Origin of the sequence: Streptomyces sp. NPDC050619 (assembly GCF_040654815.1) — a bacterium.
GTDB lineage: Bacteria > Actinomycetota > Actinomycetes > Streptomycetales > Streptomycetaceae > Streptomyces.
The window spans coordinates 1-15,346 of sequence record NZ_JBFAIR010000027.1 but is presented as its reverse complement, the minus strand read 5'-3'; the positions used below and the strand labels follow the sequence as shown (position 1 = coordinate 15,346).

At 67.9% G+C, this 15,346-nt stretch carries 14 protein-coding genes and 3 pseudogenes; 7 read left to right on the top strand and 10 right to left on the bottom strand.

Translation table 11 applies throughout. The annotated features are described in order from the left end of the window. The first annotated feature begins 16 nt into the window (after positions 1 to 16). Positions 17 to 1,390, top strand: coding sequence for a fused response regulator/phosphatase (locus tag AB0I77_RS35305; RefSeq protein WP_363286863.1), 1,374 nt, complete (start codon positions 17 to 19; stop codon positions 1,388 to 1,390). A 75-nt stretch (positions 1,391 to 1,465) separates the two neighbouring features. On the opposite strand, the gene AB0I77_RS35300 is transcribed toward AB0I77_RS35305, so the two are convergent. The 3 genes from AB0I77_RS35300 to AB0I77_RS35290 form a co-directional block, all read right to left on the bottom strand. Continuing rightward, entirely contained in the window at positions 1,466 to 1,801 is a 336-nt protein-coding gene (locus AB0I77_RS35300; RefSeq protein ID WP_363286862.1) for a DUF2516 family protein, read from the bottom strand. A 126-nt stretch (positions 1,802 to 1,927) separates the two neighbouring features. Next, on the bottom strand, positions 1,928 to 2,596 hold the full coding sequence (locus AB0I77_RS35295) for a hypothetical protein (RefSeq protein WP_363286861.1): 669 nt from the start codon (positions 2,594 to 2,596) through the stop codon (positions 1,928 to 1,930). A gap of 75 nt (positions 2,597 to 2,671) precedes the next feature. Next, positions 2,672 to 3,247, bottom strand: a complete 576-nt coding sequence (locus AB0I77_RS35290; RefSeq protein ID WP_363286860.1) for a helix-turn-helix transcriptional regulator — start codon at positions 3,245 to 3,247, stop codon at positions 2,672 to 2,674. Between the two features lie 164 nt (positions 3,248 to 3,411). Here AB0I77_RS35290 and AB0I77_RS35285 point away from each other — a divergent pair, with 164 nt between their 5' ends. After that, positions 3,412 to 4,152, top strand: a complete 741-nt coding sequence (locus AB0I77_RS35285; RefSeq protein WP_363286859.1) for a VOC family protein — start codon at positions 3,412 to 3,414, stop codon at positions 4,150 to 4,152. A gap of 107 nt (positions 4,153 to 4,259) precedes the next feature. Here the strand turns inward: AB0I77_RS35285 and AB0I77_RS35280 are convergent, their stop codons facing one another. The 3 genes from AB0I77_RS35280 to AB0I77_RS35270 all read right to left on the bottom strand — a co-directional run bounded on the left by AB0I77_RS35280 (position 4,260) and on the right by AB0I77_RS35270 (position 6,336). Further along, positions 4,260 to 4,634 carry a hypothetical protein gene (locus tag AB0I77_RS35280; RefSeq protein ID WP_363286858.1) on the bottom strand — a complete coding sequence of 125 codons (375 nt, stop codon included), beginning with the start codon at positions 4,632 to 4,634 and terminating at the stop codon, positions 4,260 to 4,262. Between the two features lie 476 nt (positions 4,635 to 5,110). Continuing rightward, the gene (locus tag AB0I77_RS35275; RefSeq protein ID WP_363286857.1) at positions 5,111 to 6,031 is read right to left on the bottom strand and encodes an IS3 family transposase; all 921 of its coding nucleotides are present in this window, start codon (positions 6,029 to 6,031) and stop codon (positions 5,111 to 5,113) included. Beyond that, complete coding sequence (locus AB0I77_RS35270; protein WP_363286856.1) at positions 6,028 to 6,336, bottom strand: transposase; 309 nt, start codon at positions 6,334 to 6,336, stop codon at positions 6,028 to 6,030. Before AB0I77_RS35270 ends, AB0I77_RS35275 begins: the two co-directional genes overlap by 4 nt. A 410-nt stretch (positions 6,337 to 6,746) precedes the next feature. Between AB0I77_RS35270 and AB0I77_RS35265 the strand changes: the two genes are divergently transcribed. The 4 genes and pseudogenes from AB0I77_RS35265 (at position 6,747) to AB0I77_RS35250 (ending at position 11,003) form a co-directional block, all read left to right on the top strand. Continuing rightward, complete coding sequence (locus AB0I77_RS35265; RefSeq protein ID WP_363286855.1) at positions 6,747 to 8,102, top strand: erythromycin esterase family protein; 1,356 nt, start codon at positions 6,747 to 6,749, stop codon at positions 8,100 to 8,102. Between the two features lie 380 nt (positions 8,103 to 8,482). Next, positions 8,483 to 9,331, top strand: coding sequence for an NAD(P)H-binding protein (locus tag AB0I77_RS35260; RefSeq protein WP_363286854.1), 849 nt, complete (start codon positions 8,483 to 8,485; stop codon positions 9,329 to 9,331). A gap of 178 nt (positions 9,332 to 9,509) precedes the next feature. Further along, a pseudogene (locus tag AB0I77_RS35255) lies at positions 9,510 to 9,884 on the top strand (TnsA-like heteromeric transposase endonuclease subunit); the annotation flags it as partial. Between the two features lie 252 nt (positions 9,885 to 10,136). After that, complete coding sequence (locus AB0I77_RS35250; protein WP_363287002.1) at positions 10,137 to 11,003, top strand: aminoglycoside phosphotransferase family protein; 867 nt, start codon at positions 10,137 to 10,139, stop codon at positions 11,001 to 11,003. A gap of 13 nt (positions 11,004 to 11,016) precedes the next feature. Here AB0I77_RS35250 and AB0I77_RS35245 read toward each other — a convergent pair whose 3' ends face one another. Both AB0I77_RS35245 and AB0I77_RS35240 read right to left on the bottom strand, forming a co-directional pair. Next, positions 11,017 to 11,904 (bottom strand): transposase, encoded by an 888-nt coding sequence (locus AB0I77_RS35245; RefSeq protein WP_363286853.1) that lies wholly within the window; start codon positions 11,902 to 11,904, stop codon positions 11,017 to 11,019. A gap of 41 nt (positions 11,905 to 11,945) precedes the next feature. Next, entirely contained in the window at positions 11,946 to 12,908 is a 963-nt protein-coding gene (locus AB0I77_RS35240; RefSeq protein ID WP_363286852.1) for a LysR family transcriptional regulator, read from the bottom strand. A gap of 131 nt (positions 12,909 to 13,039) precedes the next feature. Between AB0I77_RS35240 and AB0I77_RS35235 the strand changes: the two are divergent. Continuing rightward, positions 13,040 to 14,086, top strand: a pseudogene (locus AB0I77_RS35235) (PHP domain-containing protein); the annotation flags it as partial. On the opposite strand, the pseudogene AB0I77_RS35230 reads toward AB0I77_RS35235, so the two are convergent. Both AB0I77_RS35230 and AB0I77_RS35225 read right to left on the bottom strand, forming a co-directional pair. After that, positions 14,086 to 14,214, bottom strand: a pseudogene (locus tag AB0I77_RS35230) (hypothetical protein); the annotation flags it as partial. The pseudogenes AB0I77_RS35235 and AB0I77_RS35230 sit on opposite strands and share 1 nt — an antisense overlap. Positions 14,215 to 14,233: 19 nt before the next feature. Continuing rightward, the coding region (locus AB0I77_RS35225; RefSeq protein ID WP_363286851.1) for a transposase at positions 14,234 to 15,346 on the bottom strand (1,113 nt) is incomplete at its 5' end.

Below are 15,346 nucleotides of genomic sequence, written 5' to 3'. Positions count from 1 at the left end.
GAAGGAACCCAAGACGATGCCCGTACCCGTACCGCGGCAGAGAGCGATCCCGGCCGTGGAGAGTGGTCAGGCGCAAGCCGCGTCCTCAGGCGCCGATCCCTCCAAGGCAGAGGCGCAGCGCCAGGGAGACCCGGCCCAGGGCACCACCGCCGGCAACCCCCACGGCACTCCCGCCACTCCCGCCATGCCCGCCAACGCCACCACCGGCACGGCCGTCACCAACCTGACCCTTCTGGTCATCGAGGACGATCCGGGCGGCTCGAGGCTCGTGCCCGAGCTGCTGGACTCGACGGGCCGGCCGATCCGCGTCCGCACGGCCCGGAATCTCACCGAGGCCGAGCGGCTGCTGACCGACGACGTCCACTGCATCCTGCTCGACCTCGCGCTGCCCGCCCCCGGCCGCCAGAGCGCCGACGACGACGAGCTCGCCGTACTCAGGCACGTGCTGGAGCTCGCGCCCCGGCATGCCGTCCTCGCGCTCACCGCGTCCGGTGACGCCGAGCGCGGAGCCGAGGCGGTGCGGGTCGGCGCCCAGGACTACCTCTTCCGGGACGAACTGGACAGCCGACTGCTGAGCCGGGCGATCCGGTACGCGGTCGAGCGAAAGCGTTCCGACACGGCCGAGCGGCGGCTGGCCGAGGGCCGGATGCGTGCCCAGGAGAACCGCCGCCTGGAACGCGGCCTGCTGCCGACACCGTTGCTGGAAGGCTCCTCGCTGCGCTTCGCCGCCCGCTACCGTCCGGGCCGTTCGCGCGCGCTGCTCGGCGGCGACTTCTACGACACCGTCCGCACCCCGGACGGCACGGTCCACGCCATGATCGGCGACGTCTGCGGCCACGGCCCCGACGAGGCGGCGCTCGGCGTGGAGCTGCGCATCGCCTGGCGCGCGCTGACGCTGGCGGGCCTGTGCGGCGACCAGCTGCTCGGCACCCTCCAGCAGGTCCTGGAGCACGAGCGCGCCGACGAGGAGATCTTCGCCACCCTCTGCACGGTGGACATCTCGCCCGACGGCCGCCGCGCGGGCCTGTGCCTCGCCGGCCACCCGGCCCCGCTGGTCGCCCGCCCGGGCCGGCCGGCCCAACTGCTGCCGTACGACAACAACGGCCCCGCCCTCGGACTCCTGCCCGGCGCCCGCTGGCCGCGCATGCAGGTGGAACTGGGGCGCGAGTGGAGCCTGATGCTCTACACCGACGGCCTGATCGAGGGCCACGTCGGCGAGGGCCGGGAACGGCTCGGCCAGGACGGCATGGTGGAGTTGGTCCGCCGTCAGCTCTCCGAGGGCCTGCGCGGCGAGGAGCTGCTGCGGGCCACGGTGAACGAGGTCCGCACCCTCAACGGGGGCGAGCTGACGGACGACGTGGCGGTACTGCTGCTGGACCGGACGGCCTGAACGACCGGACGGCCTGAACGCCTGAACCTCTGAACGAACCTCTGAACGAACGGAAACCCGCCCGTTCTGGAGCCGTCAGCGCCCGCCGTTGTACGGCCCGTAGGGCCCGTCGCTGCTGGACCCGCCACGCCTGCTGCGACCGCCGCCCGACATGCCGCGGAGCGCGGGGCGTACGTCGACCATGTACACGATGGTCGCGATGAGCCCGATGATCGGCAGGAACGACAGGATGTTGAAGATCAGGTTCACGACGAAGGCGAGCCCGAGAACGATCAGCCAGAACGGCTTGGTCTTCTTGTCGGCCGCGCGATAGGCGTCCTCACGGCGCGTGGCGGCGTCGATCAGCGCGAAGCCGCTGAAAACGATCAGGGCCATGCTCAGCAGCCACATGAAGCCTGCGAACCCCTGCATCAGCACTACATCCACCACCAGACTCGGCTCGACCCTACGCGGTCACCGTACCCGCAACCGCCCGCTCGCTACCCGAAGAACGGGCCGGGCACCGTGTAAGTGCCCGGCCCTGACGCGCCCCTCGCCCTACTTGGCGGGCGGCGTGGTCTTCTTGGCGGTGGTCTTGCGGGGGGCCGGGGCCTTCTTCGCGGCGGCGGGCTTCTTCGCCGGAGCGGGCTCGGCCTTGGCCTCGGCGGGCTTCGCCGCGGCCGGCGCCGGCTTCTCGTCCTTGACCACGACCGGCTCGGCCTTCGGCTCGACTGTCGCGGCCAGCTCCTCGATCTCGTCGGCGGCCTCGCCGCGCCAGGTCTTCACGGCCTGCTCGCCGTGCTCGGCGACCTTCTCGTAGGTCTCGCGGGCCTTGACGGCGTACTCGGCGGCGACGCCGACACTGCGCAGGGCGAAGTCCTGGGCGGTCTCGCCGAACTTCTTCAGGTCGGCGTCGAGGGTGCTGCCGAGCTTCTTCAGGTCACCGTCGAGGCTGCCGATGAAGTCGCCGACCTTGACCTGGAAGGTCTCCTGCGTCTCCTTGACCCGGGCCTGGGCCTCCTTGGCACGGGCCTGGGCCTTCTCCTGGACGGCCTTGGGATCGGTGTTGCGCACCGCGTCGATGCGCGCCGGCGCCTCGGCGCGCAGCTGCTCGACCAGGCCGGGCACCTTCTTGGCCTGCTGTAGGGCCAGGTCGGCGGTGCCGGCGGCGAAGTAGAGCGGGGTCGGGTCGCTGAAGGTCTTGCGCAGATCGTCGGTGATGGCCATGGTGATGGTCCTCCCGTATTTCTTTCGGATGAGGGTTTGTGTTCCGCAGTCAGGCGGCCTGTGCCTTGGTCGGGTTCAACTGGCCGTCTGCTGCGGATCGCTGTTGGTGGTGCCAGTGGTGCCGTTGGCCCCTGTGGTGCCTGTGGTGCCTGTGGTGCCTGTGGTGCCGTCGGCCGTGCGGGTACTACGGCGCCCGGCGGGCTTGCCGCCGCCCTTCCGGGCGCTGTCTATGACGGTGTCGCTGTCCTGGGCCTCCGCCGCGCCGTCGCCCTCCTCGACCGCCTCCGCCGCCTCGGTGATCTCGAATCCGTTCTCCTTACGGAAGGACTCGTAGATCTGGAGCAGCACCTGCTTCTGCCGCTCGTTCAGCGTGGGATCGGCGAGTATGACGGCGCGCGTCTCCACCTCGTCAAGATCCCGCTCGGCGTCGAGGATGCCGGCCCGCACGTACAACGTCTCGGCGGAGATCCGCAGGGCCTTGGCGACCTGCTGCAACACCTCCGCGCTCGGCTTGCGCAGCCCGCGCTCGATCTGGCTCAGATACGGATTGGACACCCCGGCGGCATCGGCGAGCTGCCGCAGCGACAGCTGGGCGTTCCGCCGCTGCTCGCGCAGGTACTCACCGAGATTGCCGACGTTCAGCGATGCCATGCCTCCACCTTGCACCACCACCGCTAACTATTGCAAGCAACCGCTTGCAAAAGTGTCCGTCGGGCGTATCTGCTGCTGCTTGTGACTTCCAGCGTTAGCTGTCACATTTCAGCGACCTTGTTGTCACGGCTGTGACTTGCAGAGCGGTGCATAGGATCGCCCGCATGACACCGCGACCTGTCCTGGTGAACATAAAGGCTCTTGATGACTCGGCGGTCGGCCGGTTCTGGGCGGAGGCGCTCGGCTGGAGTGTCACCGGCGAGGGATCGGGCGCGACCGCCGCCAAACCCGTCGGCTTCGATTGGCTGGACCCGGTCGGCGTATGCATCGACGTCATTGCCGTCCCGGAACCCAAGACAGCAACAAAGAATCGTGTGCACGTCGATCTCGCCACCACCTCTGCGGCCCATCAGGCGGAGTTGGTCGCGCGCCTTAAAGCTCTCGGTGCGACGCCCGCCCACGTGAGCCAGGGCGACGTGCCGTGGACGGTCCTCGCTGACCCGGAGGGCAACGAGTTCTGCGTGCTGGAGCCTCGGGAGATGTACCGGGACACCGGGCCGATCGCCCGGGTGGTGGTCGACTGCGCGGATCCGCGGGCCATGGCCCGGTTCTGGGACGAGGCGATGGACTGGACCCTGCACGAGGTGACGGACGACCATGCGGTGTGGCGCTCGGCCAAGGGGGTTGGCCCGTATCTTGAGTTCCTCCGCTCGCCCGACGTAAAGACTGTGCCGGACCGCGTCCATCTTGACCTGGTGCCGGACCCTGGTGACGACAAAGCAGCGGAGGTCGCCCGGCTGCGGGCCCTCGGCGCCGCCGACCTCGACGTCGGCCAGGGCGACGTCCCGTGGACGTGTCTTACCGATCCGGAGGGTCACGAGTTCTGCGTCCTCGCCCGGTCCTGACACGGAGCCTTGACCCCGTGGGTGGGCTCGGTAACCCGGTCAATCCGGGCGGCGAGAGCTTGTGCGTCGGGGCGCGTTCGGCTTGCTCGCCGACCACACCGCTCAACTCAGTCACAACTGCTCGTCGCGCGGATGGAGTGTCCTTCCGCGATGCGCTGGATGTGGTCGCGGCGGCTTCGGCTGCCTCGGGAGTGGTAGGCGAGGACGACCAGGAGCGGAATCGAAGCGCCGCAAGGGCTGCGAAGGGGGTAGCTGATCGGCTGGTGGATCCGTTTGGCCTCGTCGACGAGGGGGACGAGGAGTTCGGCTGCGGCATTTTCATCGGGTGAGCCGAGCAGGCGGTCCGCGATTTCGAGGACGGCGCCCGTGACGACGGGATCGTCCGGAGGGTCGGTGTATGCGGTCGACCGCAGGTTCTTCCGCGGCTCCGAACCGCGACGATGGAACAGCCCGTGGCGCCGTGCGGCCTCAGCGTCGATCACCCGTGCCAGTTCAGGAGTAGCTGCGTGGGACCGGGCTTGGGGCCAGGTCATGAAGATCAGAGCGACGACGCCGCGGAGGTCCTGGAAGTACTGCGCAGTGGGGATGATCCATCCAACGCTGCTGACCTGTTTGGGGCCGTCCGGGGAGAGAAACGACAGGAACTTTCTTTGCAGCGCGAAGAGGGCATTTCGCGATCGGGGATCCTTGAGTATCGGATCTGTGTCCTTGGGAGCCTGGGTGAGATCGGCTCCGCAGGCCGGGCTCGCTGCCCGAAGCTCTCCCTGCCGCGGGGTCCCTCTGCACTGGAGGGGATGCAGCTCGCTGTCCCCGGGACGGGCGATGAGATCGTTGCTGTGACGGTTCTGGACCAGCTCTCCGCAATGGTGGCAGTAACGGCGGAGGAACCGTTCATGGCGCGGGCAGCAGAAGACCGGCGGTAGCCTCTGAGGTTCCCCCGCTGCGCGGGAGTGGCTGACTAGCAGGTCAGGGCGGGTTGACGTGGTTTCAGGTTCACTGGTTCGGCCGTTGCCTGGTCGGCGTAGTGCTTCTCCTCGAACTCGATGGGGCTGAGGTAGCCGAGCCGTTTCTGGATGCGGCGGGGGTTATAGAAGCCGTCGATGTACTCGAAGAGCGCGAGATTCGCCTCGGCCCTGGTGTCGAAGGTCCGTCCGCGGATGCACTCGGTCTTGATCAGCATCCACAGGTTCTCCACCAGGGCATTGTCGAAGGAGTCGCCGACCGAGCCCATGGACGCTTGAACACCTGCTCTGACCAGGCGCGTTGTGAGCTTGATAGACGTGTATTGCGTGCCGTGATCGGCATGGTGGACGAGTTCGCCAGGGGTGACCTCGCGGCTGGCCAGCGCGTACTCGAGGGAGGTGAGGACCAGGTCGGCGTCCGCGCGGGCGGAGGTCTCCCAGGCCACGACTCTGCGGGAGAAGGCATCGCGGATCGCCGACAGCCACAGTGGCCCCTCCAGAGTGGGGATCATAGTCAGGTCGGTGACCCACAGCCGGTTCGGCGCGTGTGCCGTGAAGTCGCGTTGCACCAGGTCAGGGGCGAGGTCGGCGTCTGGGTCGCGGCGGGTGAAGCTCTTGCTCCTGCGGGGGCTGATCCCGGCCAGGCCGGCCTGGCGCATGAGCCGCTCGACCCGCTTGCGGCCGACGTGGACGCCCTCGCGCTTCAGGACGGCATGGATCCTGGGCGATCCGTAGATCCCGCCGGAGTCCTGGTGGATCTGCCGGATCTGCCCGGTCAGCTCGGTGTCCTGGCGGATCCGTACGCAGGGGTCGGTCTCGGCCTGGCGCCAGCGGTAGTAGGTGGAGGAGGGGATGTGCAGTTCCCGCAGTACGGGCTCGACCCCCAGGTGCGGGTGCTCGTCGAGGAGCGCTCTCACCTGGGCCGGGTCGGGTCGAGCTGCGCGGCGAAAAAAGCCGAGGCCGTCCGCAGGACCTCGTTCGCCCGGCGCAGGTCCCGCACCTCGCGCCGCAGCTGGGCGAGCTCGTTCTTCTCTTCGGTGGTGAGCAGGTCATCCCGCTCGCCGGCGTCGGCCTCCGCCTGCCGGATCCAGTTCCGCAGGGCCTCGTGATGCACGCCGAGTTCCTCGGCCATGCGGCGGGTCACGGGCTTCGGCTCCGCGGTCCGGTACATCCGCACCGCACGCTCACGCAACTCCAGCGGGTACTTCCTCGGGGCAGGCATCGTCTGGGCTCCTCTCATGAGACCCATCTGACCTGCTGTCACCTTTCCCCGCACCTCGGGGGAACCTCACCTCCACATGCCAACAGTTATCTGGGACAGGACACTTGAGCCTGAGCACGATAGGTGTCGTATTTGCAGGACACTGTCGCCATCCTCGTCCGGCCTCCTTGCACAGGTGCTCTTGGTCCGGGTGACTCGCGTCCCGTTCCATGTGGCTTGTCTCACGGCATCAGTGATGGTCGAGTCATGGGTGGGGGGCGCCGCAGGCAGGCGACAGGTCCCGGAGTGGCATCTGCTCTCCAGCGGACCTGTGATTATCCCCAGGAGGAAAACTGAAGGTGGCAGGCTGCCCGGGACCTGCCGCCCATCGGCAGCCTTGATCCATGCCTGTATTTCACAGATCACATCGATTGCATCGGTTACTGCTGCTCCTACTGGCGCTGACGCTCGGGGTCGGCACGCTGACGGTCGCCGCCCGGCCGGCTCACGCGAACGCGATGACCACCACCGATCCGGTGCGCGAACTGGCGCGCGTCGCGGAGCCGCTGCGCTCCACGGAGGCCGGCGCCCCCGGCAGCGATCTGCGCCCGCTCGGCCGCATGATCGGCTCGGCGAAGATCGTCGGCCTGGGTGAGGCTACGCACAGCTCTCGGCAGTTCTTCACAATGAAGCACCGCGTCTTCCGGTACCTCGTCGAGGAGCAAGGCTTCACCACCTTCGCGCTGGAGGCGCCTTGGTCCACCGGCCTGGTCCTCAACGAGTACGTGTTGTACGGGAAGGGCGACCCGGAGAAGCTCATGCGGGAGGAGTTCCAGAGCTCGTACCGGATATGGAACACCCGCGAGTATCTCGATCTGCTGAGGTGGATGCGCGCCCACAACGTTCGCCACCCCGACCGCCCCGTGCAGTTCATGGGTGAGGACAACGGCTACGCGGGACCTGAGCTCTTCGACGAGGTCACGGACTATGTGTCCGTGCACCACCCGGAGCTGCTGCCGGAGTTCCGCCGCCTATACCGCGAGCTCCGGCCGACGGGAAGCGTGGAGGAGACCGTCAACGAGAACATGGCCAAGCCCATCGCCGAGCGCGAGCGGACGGCCGTGGATGTGCGGCGCGCCTACGAGCTGCTTCAGGCGCAGGGGCCGGACGGGGACCGGCAGGAGTACGAGTGGATCCTTCAGCACGCCAGGGCCATATCCCAGACCAGCACCCTCTACGCGTACTACGACTTCTCCGACCCGGAGAAAATCGCTCGGGCCATGCTCTACCGCGACCAGATCATGGCGGAGAACACTGTGTGGTGGCAGCGGCACACCGGCCACCGGATGCTGCTGTCGGCCCACAACGGCCATGTCTCCTACGAGTCCGACAACCCTGAGCAGTATCCGAAGACCCAGGGGGAGTTCATACGCCAGACGGTCGGGGCCGAGTACGTGAACATCGGTTACACCTTCGGGCAGGGCTCGTTCAACGCGATGGATCTGACGGATCCGGAGGAGCCCTACCGTCGCTTCTCCGTGAAGCCGCTGGGCGCGGGCAGCAGTGAGGCGGTGCTGGAGCGGGTCTCGCGCCGGGACTACTACCTCGATCTGCGGGCCGTGCCCGAGCCGGCGCGAGACTGGCTGATGGCGAAGCGGCTGACCCGCTCCATCGGGAACGCCTGGCCGGAGGACCCCTACCAAACCTCGCTCGGGCACCAGTTCGACGTGCTGATACACCTCCATCGCGTCACGGCCGCGGATCTCCTGTCAACCACCCGGGACTGAAAGTCCCGGGCTTGCGCAACCGATCGGCTGTGATCGTTCGCCGGTGCCGAGTCCGCCAAGTCGCAACGGCGACAGCTCAGGAGGGTCGGGGACTGGCAACGGAGCGTCAGCCACCGCACCAGTCCCCGACCCTACTGAGCACCCAAACTCAGACCTATACGCATCGGCTGCAACCGCAATTGAGTTGTCAGGTTCAGCGAACGTGCTTGAGTCCTTCGCCGCGCTTCTTGAAGCCTCTCCGGGACGCCGCGCCCCCTTGCTCTGAGTCGCAACTCAATCTGTCACGCCGCAGGTCAGCGGCCCCGTTTCTGCAAGACCCAAGGAGAAGGGACACTTGGCTGCCTACGGTTTACGACTGGTGACAAGGCGACGGGGCAACGATGCGCATCGCGGTGACTGGGGCGGCGGGCAGCCTGGGCGGACGAGTGGTGCAGCTGCTCGCGGACCGGGCTGACGTGAACGTCGTAGCGATGACCAGGAGCAGGCTGCCCGCTGAGGCGTTTCCCCCGCAGGTGGAGATCGCCGTTGCCGACTATGCCGATCCGCGCGCTCTGCGTGCGGCGCTGAAGGGCGTGGAAACTCTGGTCTTCGTCTCCAGTGACGGGCCCGATGCACAAGTGCTGCTGCACCACCGCAACGTTGTCGCCGCCGTGGCGGCTGAGAGCGTCGGCCATGTCGCGGCGCTGAGCAGCGTTGACGCCGACACCGCGTCCCCGTTCTGTTACGCCGTGGTCAACCGGCTCACCGAGGATCTACTTCTGGACTCCGGCGTGCCGTGCTCGTTCGCCAGGGCTTCGCTGTACATCGAGTTCTTCCAAGCCTGGCTCACCGGAGCGCGCGCGACCGGGCTGCTGCGGCTTCCCGCAGCGGATGGCCGCGTCTCCCTGGTGGCGCGCGACGACGTGGCGCGCGCCCTCGCCGCACTCGCGGTGGGTGAGCCGACCGGCCGTCACCACGACATCACGGGGCCCGAGTCGGTGGACATGGCAGGCATCGCCTCGATCGCGGCGGAGGCGTGGGAGACGCCTGTCGCCTACGTGGACATCCCGGCTGACACGTATTGTGCCGAGACGGCGGCGACCGGCCTGGATCCCTGGTGGCTCTACGCCTTTTCGTCGATGTTCGCCTCGGTGCGCGAACAGCGCTGGGATCGAGTCCGAAACGACTTCACCCAGCTGACCGGCCGCTCCCCTCTCGCTCTCCGCGACATCCTGTCAGCACACGGGTGAGAGAGCCGGACACCGCCGGAGCAGGCAACGACGACGCTCAGCGGGGTCAACTCGAGCACTCAGTCACAGGTCGTTGTAGGTGGTCAGCGCGGGGTGGAGGTGGCTGGTGGAGGCTGAGGACTTCTGGCTGGAGTACGTCGACGCTCACGGTGACCTTCATGAGGGGCCGCTTGAGGTGATGTGGCCGACGCCTTTCGAGGCGGCCGGGCAAGTACGGACGTTCCCGTCGTACCGGGGTCAGCGCAATTTCGCTGGCTGGTACTGGGCTGCTACGGGTGCCGAGTTGGTGGGTTATGAGTCGTGGGTGGATCTCGGTCAGCTGATGCGACTGGACTGTGATCCGGGTGTGGTGGCGATGGCGTCGCAGCCGTTCCGGCTCTCATGGCGGTCCGGTGGCCGGGCCCGGCGGATCAGCCATACGCCGGACTACTTTGTGCGCCGTCGGGACGGCACCGGTGTGGTGCTGGACGTGCGTCCTGACGACCGGATCGAGCCCGAGGACGCGGTGAAGTTCGAGGTCACGGCGGCGGCCTGCGCGCGGGTGGGCTGCCGGGCCACCCGCGCGGCCGCCTGGCCACGGCTGGCGCCCGCGGCGGAGCCGGACCCGGCGGATGACGAGGACGCCGGCGAACTCGCCGACGTCGTCCCGGTCGAAGGTCACGTCACGAGAGCCAAGCTCCTCAAGCGCATGGGCTTCGGCCGCGCGCACCTCCCGCACTCCCATGCAGGTGTGCCGAGCCACGGTAGTTGGCACCTGGCCACACCGGTTGGCATCGCCCTCGCTCAACCATGCCAGGATTCGAGGATGGAGATGACCGACGTCACGCGTGCGATCGCGGCTGCGACTTCGGTCGCCGCATCGCTCGACCTGCCGGCCAACGACGCAATCGTTCTTCACAACTCGAACAAGCTGGCACTGCGGCTGACGCCATGCGACGTCCATGCCCGGGTCGCCCACGTGGGACAAGAGGTTGCGCAGTTCGAAGTCGAGCTCGCTCAGCGGCTCGCCGAGGTCGGATGCCCGGTGTGTCCCTTGGAGCCTCGGGCGGACCCGCGTGTGTACACGCGCGATGGCTTCGCAGTGACGCTGTGGACCTACTACGAGCCCGTGACACCTCACACCTCACCAGTCGACTACGCCAAGGCGCTGGAGCAGCTGCACGCCGGCATGCGCAAGCTCGATGTGCCGAGCCCGAGGTTCACGGACCGGATCACGGAGGCGGAAGAAGTCGTCGCCGACCCGGATCGCTCGCCGGAGCTCGCCGACGCGGACCGTGTGTTCCTCGGCGGCAGGCTGGCAAGCCTGCGACGAGCGATCGACGACCGCGGCGCCGTGGAGCAGCTGCTCCACGGCGAGCCGCATCCAGGCAATGTGCTCAGCACGAAGAACGGCCCGTTGTTCATCGACCTCGAGACGTGCTGCCGTGGACCCGTCGAGTTCGATCTCGCCCATGTTCCCGAGGCGGTCTGCGAGCACTACCCAGGCGTTGACCAAGGGCTGCTGGACGAGTGCCGGCAGCTCGTTGTCGCGATGGTCGCCGCGTGGCGTTGGGAGCTTGGCGACCAGTTTCCGAATGGGAGGCGATTCGGAGAGGAACTCCTGCTCTTGCTGCGCGAGGGTCCTCCGTGGCCGACACTCGACACAGTGACCAGGCGACTGGATGGACTGTAGAAAACGCCGGAGGTCACGTGAAAGCGGCAAGAAACCGAGCGACGAGACTGTCGCCGTCACAACCCCATGCGCGCCGGCCTCGCTGCCGCGCTGAACCATGGCGCCGGTGCCGACGAACGTGGCGAGAGTCAATACCTCGCTTCCTCGCCCGCCGGAGGCGAGCCGCGTAGATGCCGGCACGCTGCTGGCTGGGAACGCCGGCGCTCCATACGACGAAGGCGCCTCCGTCGAGAAGCGCCGCTCGGGCGGGTTCGCAGGCCGTGGTCTGGTCGCGCAGCATCCCGGCGAGTTCCTCCCGGTCCATCTGCCGTCCTCTCGCATGGTGTCCCGCTGACCGCTCAGTCGGCGAGATGGAGCTCGGGCCGGGTCCAAAGGGTGAGGTCACTGCTGGTGGCGCCCTGCGTTCCGGCCTGTTCAGGCTGGTGTGAGGACGGGCGCGGGGACAGGTGCGGGGACAGGTGCGGGGACGAACACCCACGCCGAGCGCGCGCGGTTGCGGACGTTGACCCCGGCGACGTGGTCGGCAGGCCGTGGGGGTCCCTCCCGCTCGAGCGAAGTCGAGAGTGAGGGAGAGGCCGCACCGACGACAGGAGAAACGGTCCCGGTCGGGCCGGTTGGCCCGACCGGTGTGCCCGCAGCGCGGGCAGCGCTGCGAGGGGTACGCCGCATCCACCTCCACAAACGGCACCCCGCCCTGACGGGCCTTGTCGGCGAGGTGCTGTCCGAGCTGGTGGAACGGCCAGGAAGACACGGTGCCCCGCTGGTCGCGGCGAAGCCGTACCCGGTCCCGGATCCCGTCGAGTTGTTCGACGGCGATCCCTCGACCGGTGCTCCCCCACGCTCGGCTTCGCTCGCGCGGGAGGTGCCCCCATCGCGACGGACACGATCGGTTGCGCGGCATCCGCTACACCGGCTCGCCCTGGGACAGGACAACTCGTCACGCTAGGTGTCGTATGAGCGGCCGTCGTCAGCGATCCGCTGAGCCCACTTCGGTGTCCAGATCCCGCCGTCGGGCCGGCCGGGGTATCTGGACGTGAGGTGGTTGCGCAGTGCCGTAAGGGCGGGGTGGGGGTTGTCGGTGCGCCAGATCAAGGAGTGCGGGTAGACCGGGGTCGGGTCGTGCAGGGGGATGCGCCGCAGGTCGTGGCCGGCGGGCCAGACCAGTGGAGTCTGCTCGCTGACGAAGGTCGCCAGCGAGGAGGAGGCCGCGATCGTGTCGAGGAGGTGCTCGACACCGAAGTTGGGGCCGGTCGCTTCGATGGTGGGACCGAACGTGGCGGCGAGTTCGTCGTAGTAGGCGGCCCACTCGGTGCCAGGCATGTTGCCGGGCATCCAGATCCGGCGCCCGGCGAGCTGGGAGGGAGCGATCGCGCGGGCCGCGGCGAACTCGTGGGCCGGTCCGGTGAACAGGAGTAGCGGTTCGTCGAAGACCGGAGTGGCCTCGATGCCGTCGGGGAGCTGTCGGCCCGGCATGCTCACGGCGCGGAAGGTCGCGTCGATCGTCCCGGACCGGACGGCGGCGATGGCCGTGTCGAAGTCGAACAGGGTCACGACATCGAGATCGGTCTCGGGATACGCGCGGTGGAAGTCGCGCAGCAGACCTGCCACTGAGACCCGGCGGCTGATCACGTCGACGCGCAAGGCCCGGCGCCCTGGCCGCACGGAAGCGGCTGCTCGTTCCTCGGCTTGGAGGAGAGCCCGGGCGTACGGCAGGAAGGCCTGCCCGTCGATGGTGAGCCGGGCTCCGCGGGCCGTACGGCTGAACAGCTGCACACCGAGGTCCTTCTCCAGTACGGCGATGCGCTTGGAGACGGCTTGCGGGGTGATCGACAAGGTGGCGGCGGCTTCTTGGAACTGCCCCGCGTCCACGGCGGTGACGAAGGTGCGCACGGCGGTGAGATCCATGCCGGCCATCCTAAGTGGACAACCAATAGTTGAGTCCGAGCGGCGAAATAGTTGCTTGATTCCCCTAAGCCACGCTCGCTTTGATGTCTCTGGTCAACGTGTGGTTTAGCGAGATCAGAGGTGACCCACCCGTGCCGGATTCCTTCGTACACCTGCACAATCACACCGAATACTCGATGCTGGACGGCGCGCAGAAGCTGAAGCCGATGTTCGGCGAGGTGGCCCGGCAGGAGATGCCGGCGATCGCCATGAGCGATCACGGCAACATGTTCGGTGCCTACGAGTTCGCGCAGGTGGCGAAGGGCTTCGAGGGGATCAGGCCGATCATCGGCATCGAGGCGTATGTGGCGCCCTCGTCGCGGTTCGTCCGGAAGCAGGAGTTCTGGGGGCCAGGCGGCCGTCGGGCTATGAGCGCGGACGGTGAGGGGTCGAAGGATGTCTCCGGTGGTGGCCGCTTCACCCACATGACCATGTGGGCGCGGAACGCCCAGGGCCTGCGGAACCTGTTCTGGCTCAGCACACAGGCCAGCTACGAGGGCCAGTTCCCCGCCGGAAAGCCGCGCATGGACCGGGAGTTGATCGCTGAACGGCCGGACGGCATCATCGCCACCACCGGCTGCCCCTCCGGCGAGATCCAGACCCGCCTGCGGCTGAACCAGTACGACGAGGCGAAGGCTGCTGCCGCGGCCTACCAGGAGATCTTCGGACGTGACAACTACTTCCTGGAGCTGATGGATCACGGTCTGGACATCGAGCGTGAGGTCCGCCGGGGCCTGCTGCGCCTGGCCAAGGAACTGCGCATTCCCCTCCTGGCCACCAATGACGCGCACTACGTCACCGAGGACCAGGCCGACGCCCACGACAGCCTGCTGTGCATCGGTGTCGGCAAGAACAAGGACGACCCGAACCGCTTCCGTTTCAACGGCTCCGGCTACTACCTCAAGAGCGCCGCCGAGATGCGCGGCCTGTTCTCGGAACTTCCGGAAGCCTGCGACAACACCCTGCTGATCGCCGAGCGCGTCGAGTCCTACGACGAGGTCTTCGACCATGTCGACGAGATGCCGCGGTTCCCGGACGTGCCCGAGGGCGAGACCCAGGAGTCGTGGCTGCGCAAGGAAGCCCTCAAGGGTCTGGCGATGCGCTACGGGGACCCGATTCCCCGGCACGTCCTGGACCGCAGGGGGCACAGCTCGGTGATGCGGGTGGCGTAGGCGACGATCGAGCCGGTGCACGACCCCCGGCCCGGACCGAGGGGGATCTTGTTGTCCCGGGCGTGGCGGCAGATGTCCGCCACGACGAGGAAGTAGGAGGTCAACGACCCGGGACTAAAGTCCCGGGCTTGCACAACGGGCATCACTGGCGGTGATGCTGCGTTTGCGTCCAGCCCCACTCCGCTGACGCGGGGGCGGGGCAGGGGCCGTTGACTCGGCCCCGCTTCGCCACAACTGCCACGCGCGAGCGCGGATGTTGCGGGAGCCGTTGCGGTCCGCGTGCGCAACGACGCCGCAGGACCGGCACGCGAACCAGGCCTGCGAGATCCGGTTCGCCCTGTCGATGTACCCGCACTCGGCGCAGGTGCGGGAGGTGTACGCCGGATCGACGTACACCACCGGCACCCCCGCTCGGCGGGCCTTGTACGCGATGACGTTTCCGAGCTGGGCGAAGGACCAGCTGCTCATGGTGGCCCGTTGGGGCTTGCGAAGCCGTACCCGCTCGCGGATCCCTGTCAGGTCTTCCAGGGCGATTCCGCGACCGGTGCGTTCTGCCTCGGCCACCACGTGTTTCGCGATCTTGTGGTTGATGTCCTTGGCCCTACGGGCCTCCTTGCGCCGCCGTTTCTTCAACCGGCGCTTCGCAGACGGAGTGTTCTTCTTCTGCAGTTTGGTGCGGAGTTTCCGTTCGCGGACCCGGATGCGGTTGAGTGCACGCCCGGCCATGATCTCGCCGTCCGACGTGGTCACGATGTTCACGATGCCCAGGTCGATCCCGAGGAAGTCCACCGGCTCGGTATTCAGCGGCGCTTCCGGGACTTCGCATGTGGCGCTCAGGAACCACATGCCGTCCCGCTCCAGCAGGTCGGACTCCCCCCTGCGGTACAGGGCCAGCATAGCCAGCTGCTCGACCGAGGCGGTTAACGCCACGTTCTTGACTCGCCCACCGGTAGTCCAGATCGACACCGTGCGGCCTGGGGTCTGCCAGGACAGCATGCGGTCGTCGTAGGGCTGCGCGCCGTCAGGGCGGAAGGTGACCGGCTTCTCGGTCGCCCGGCGATACCGCTTCGAGCCGGGCCGTCCCAGGTTTCCGGCCTTCAGATTCGCCCTCAGGGTGGTGTACGCGTCACATGTCTGTCGGGTAGCCAGAGCGCATTGCTGCGCTCCGGCCCCCTCAGAACCGGACTTGCGACTTGTCACCGCATCCGGCTCAAGCAAACCCCAAAG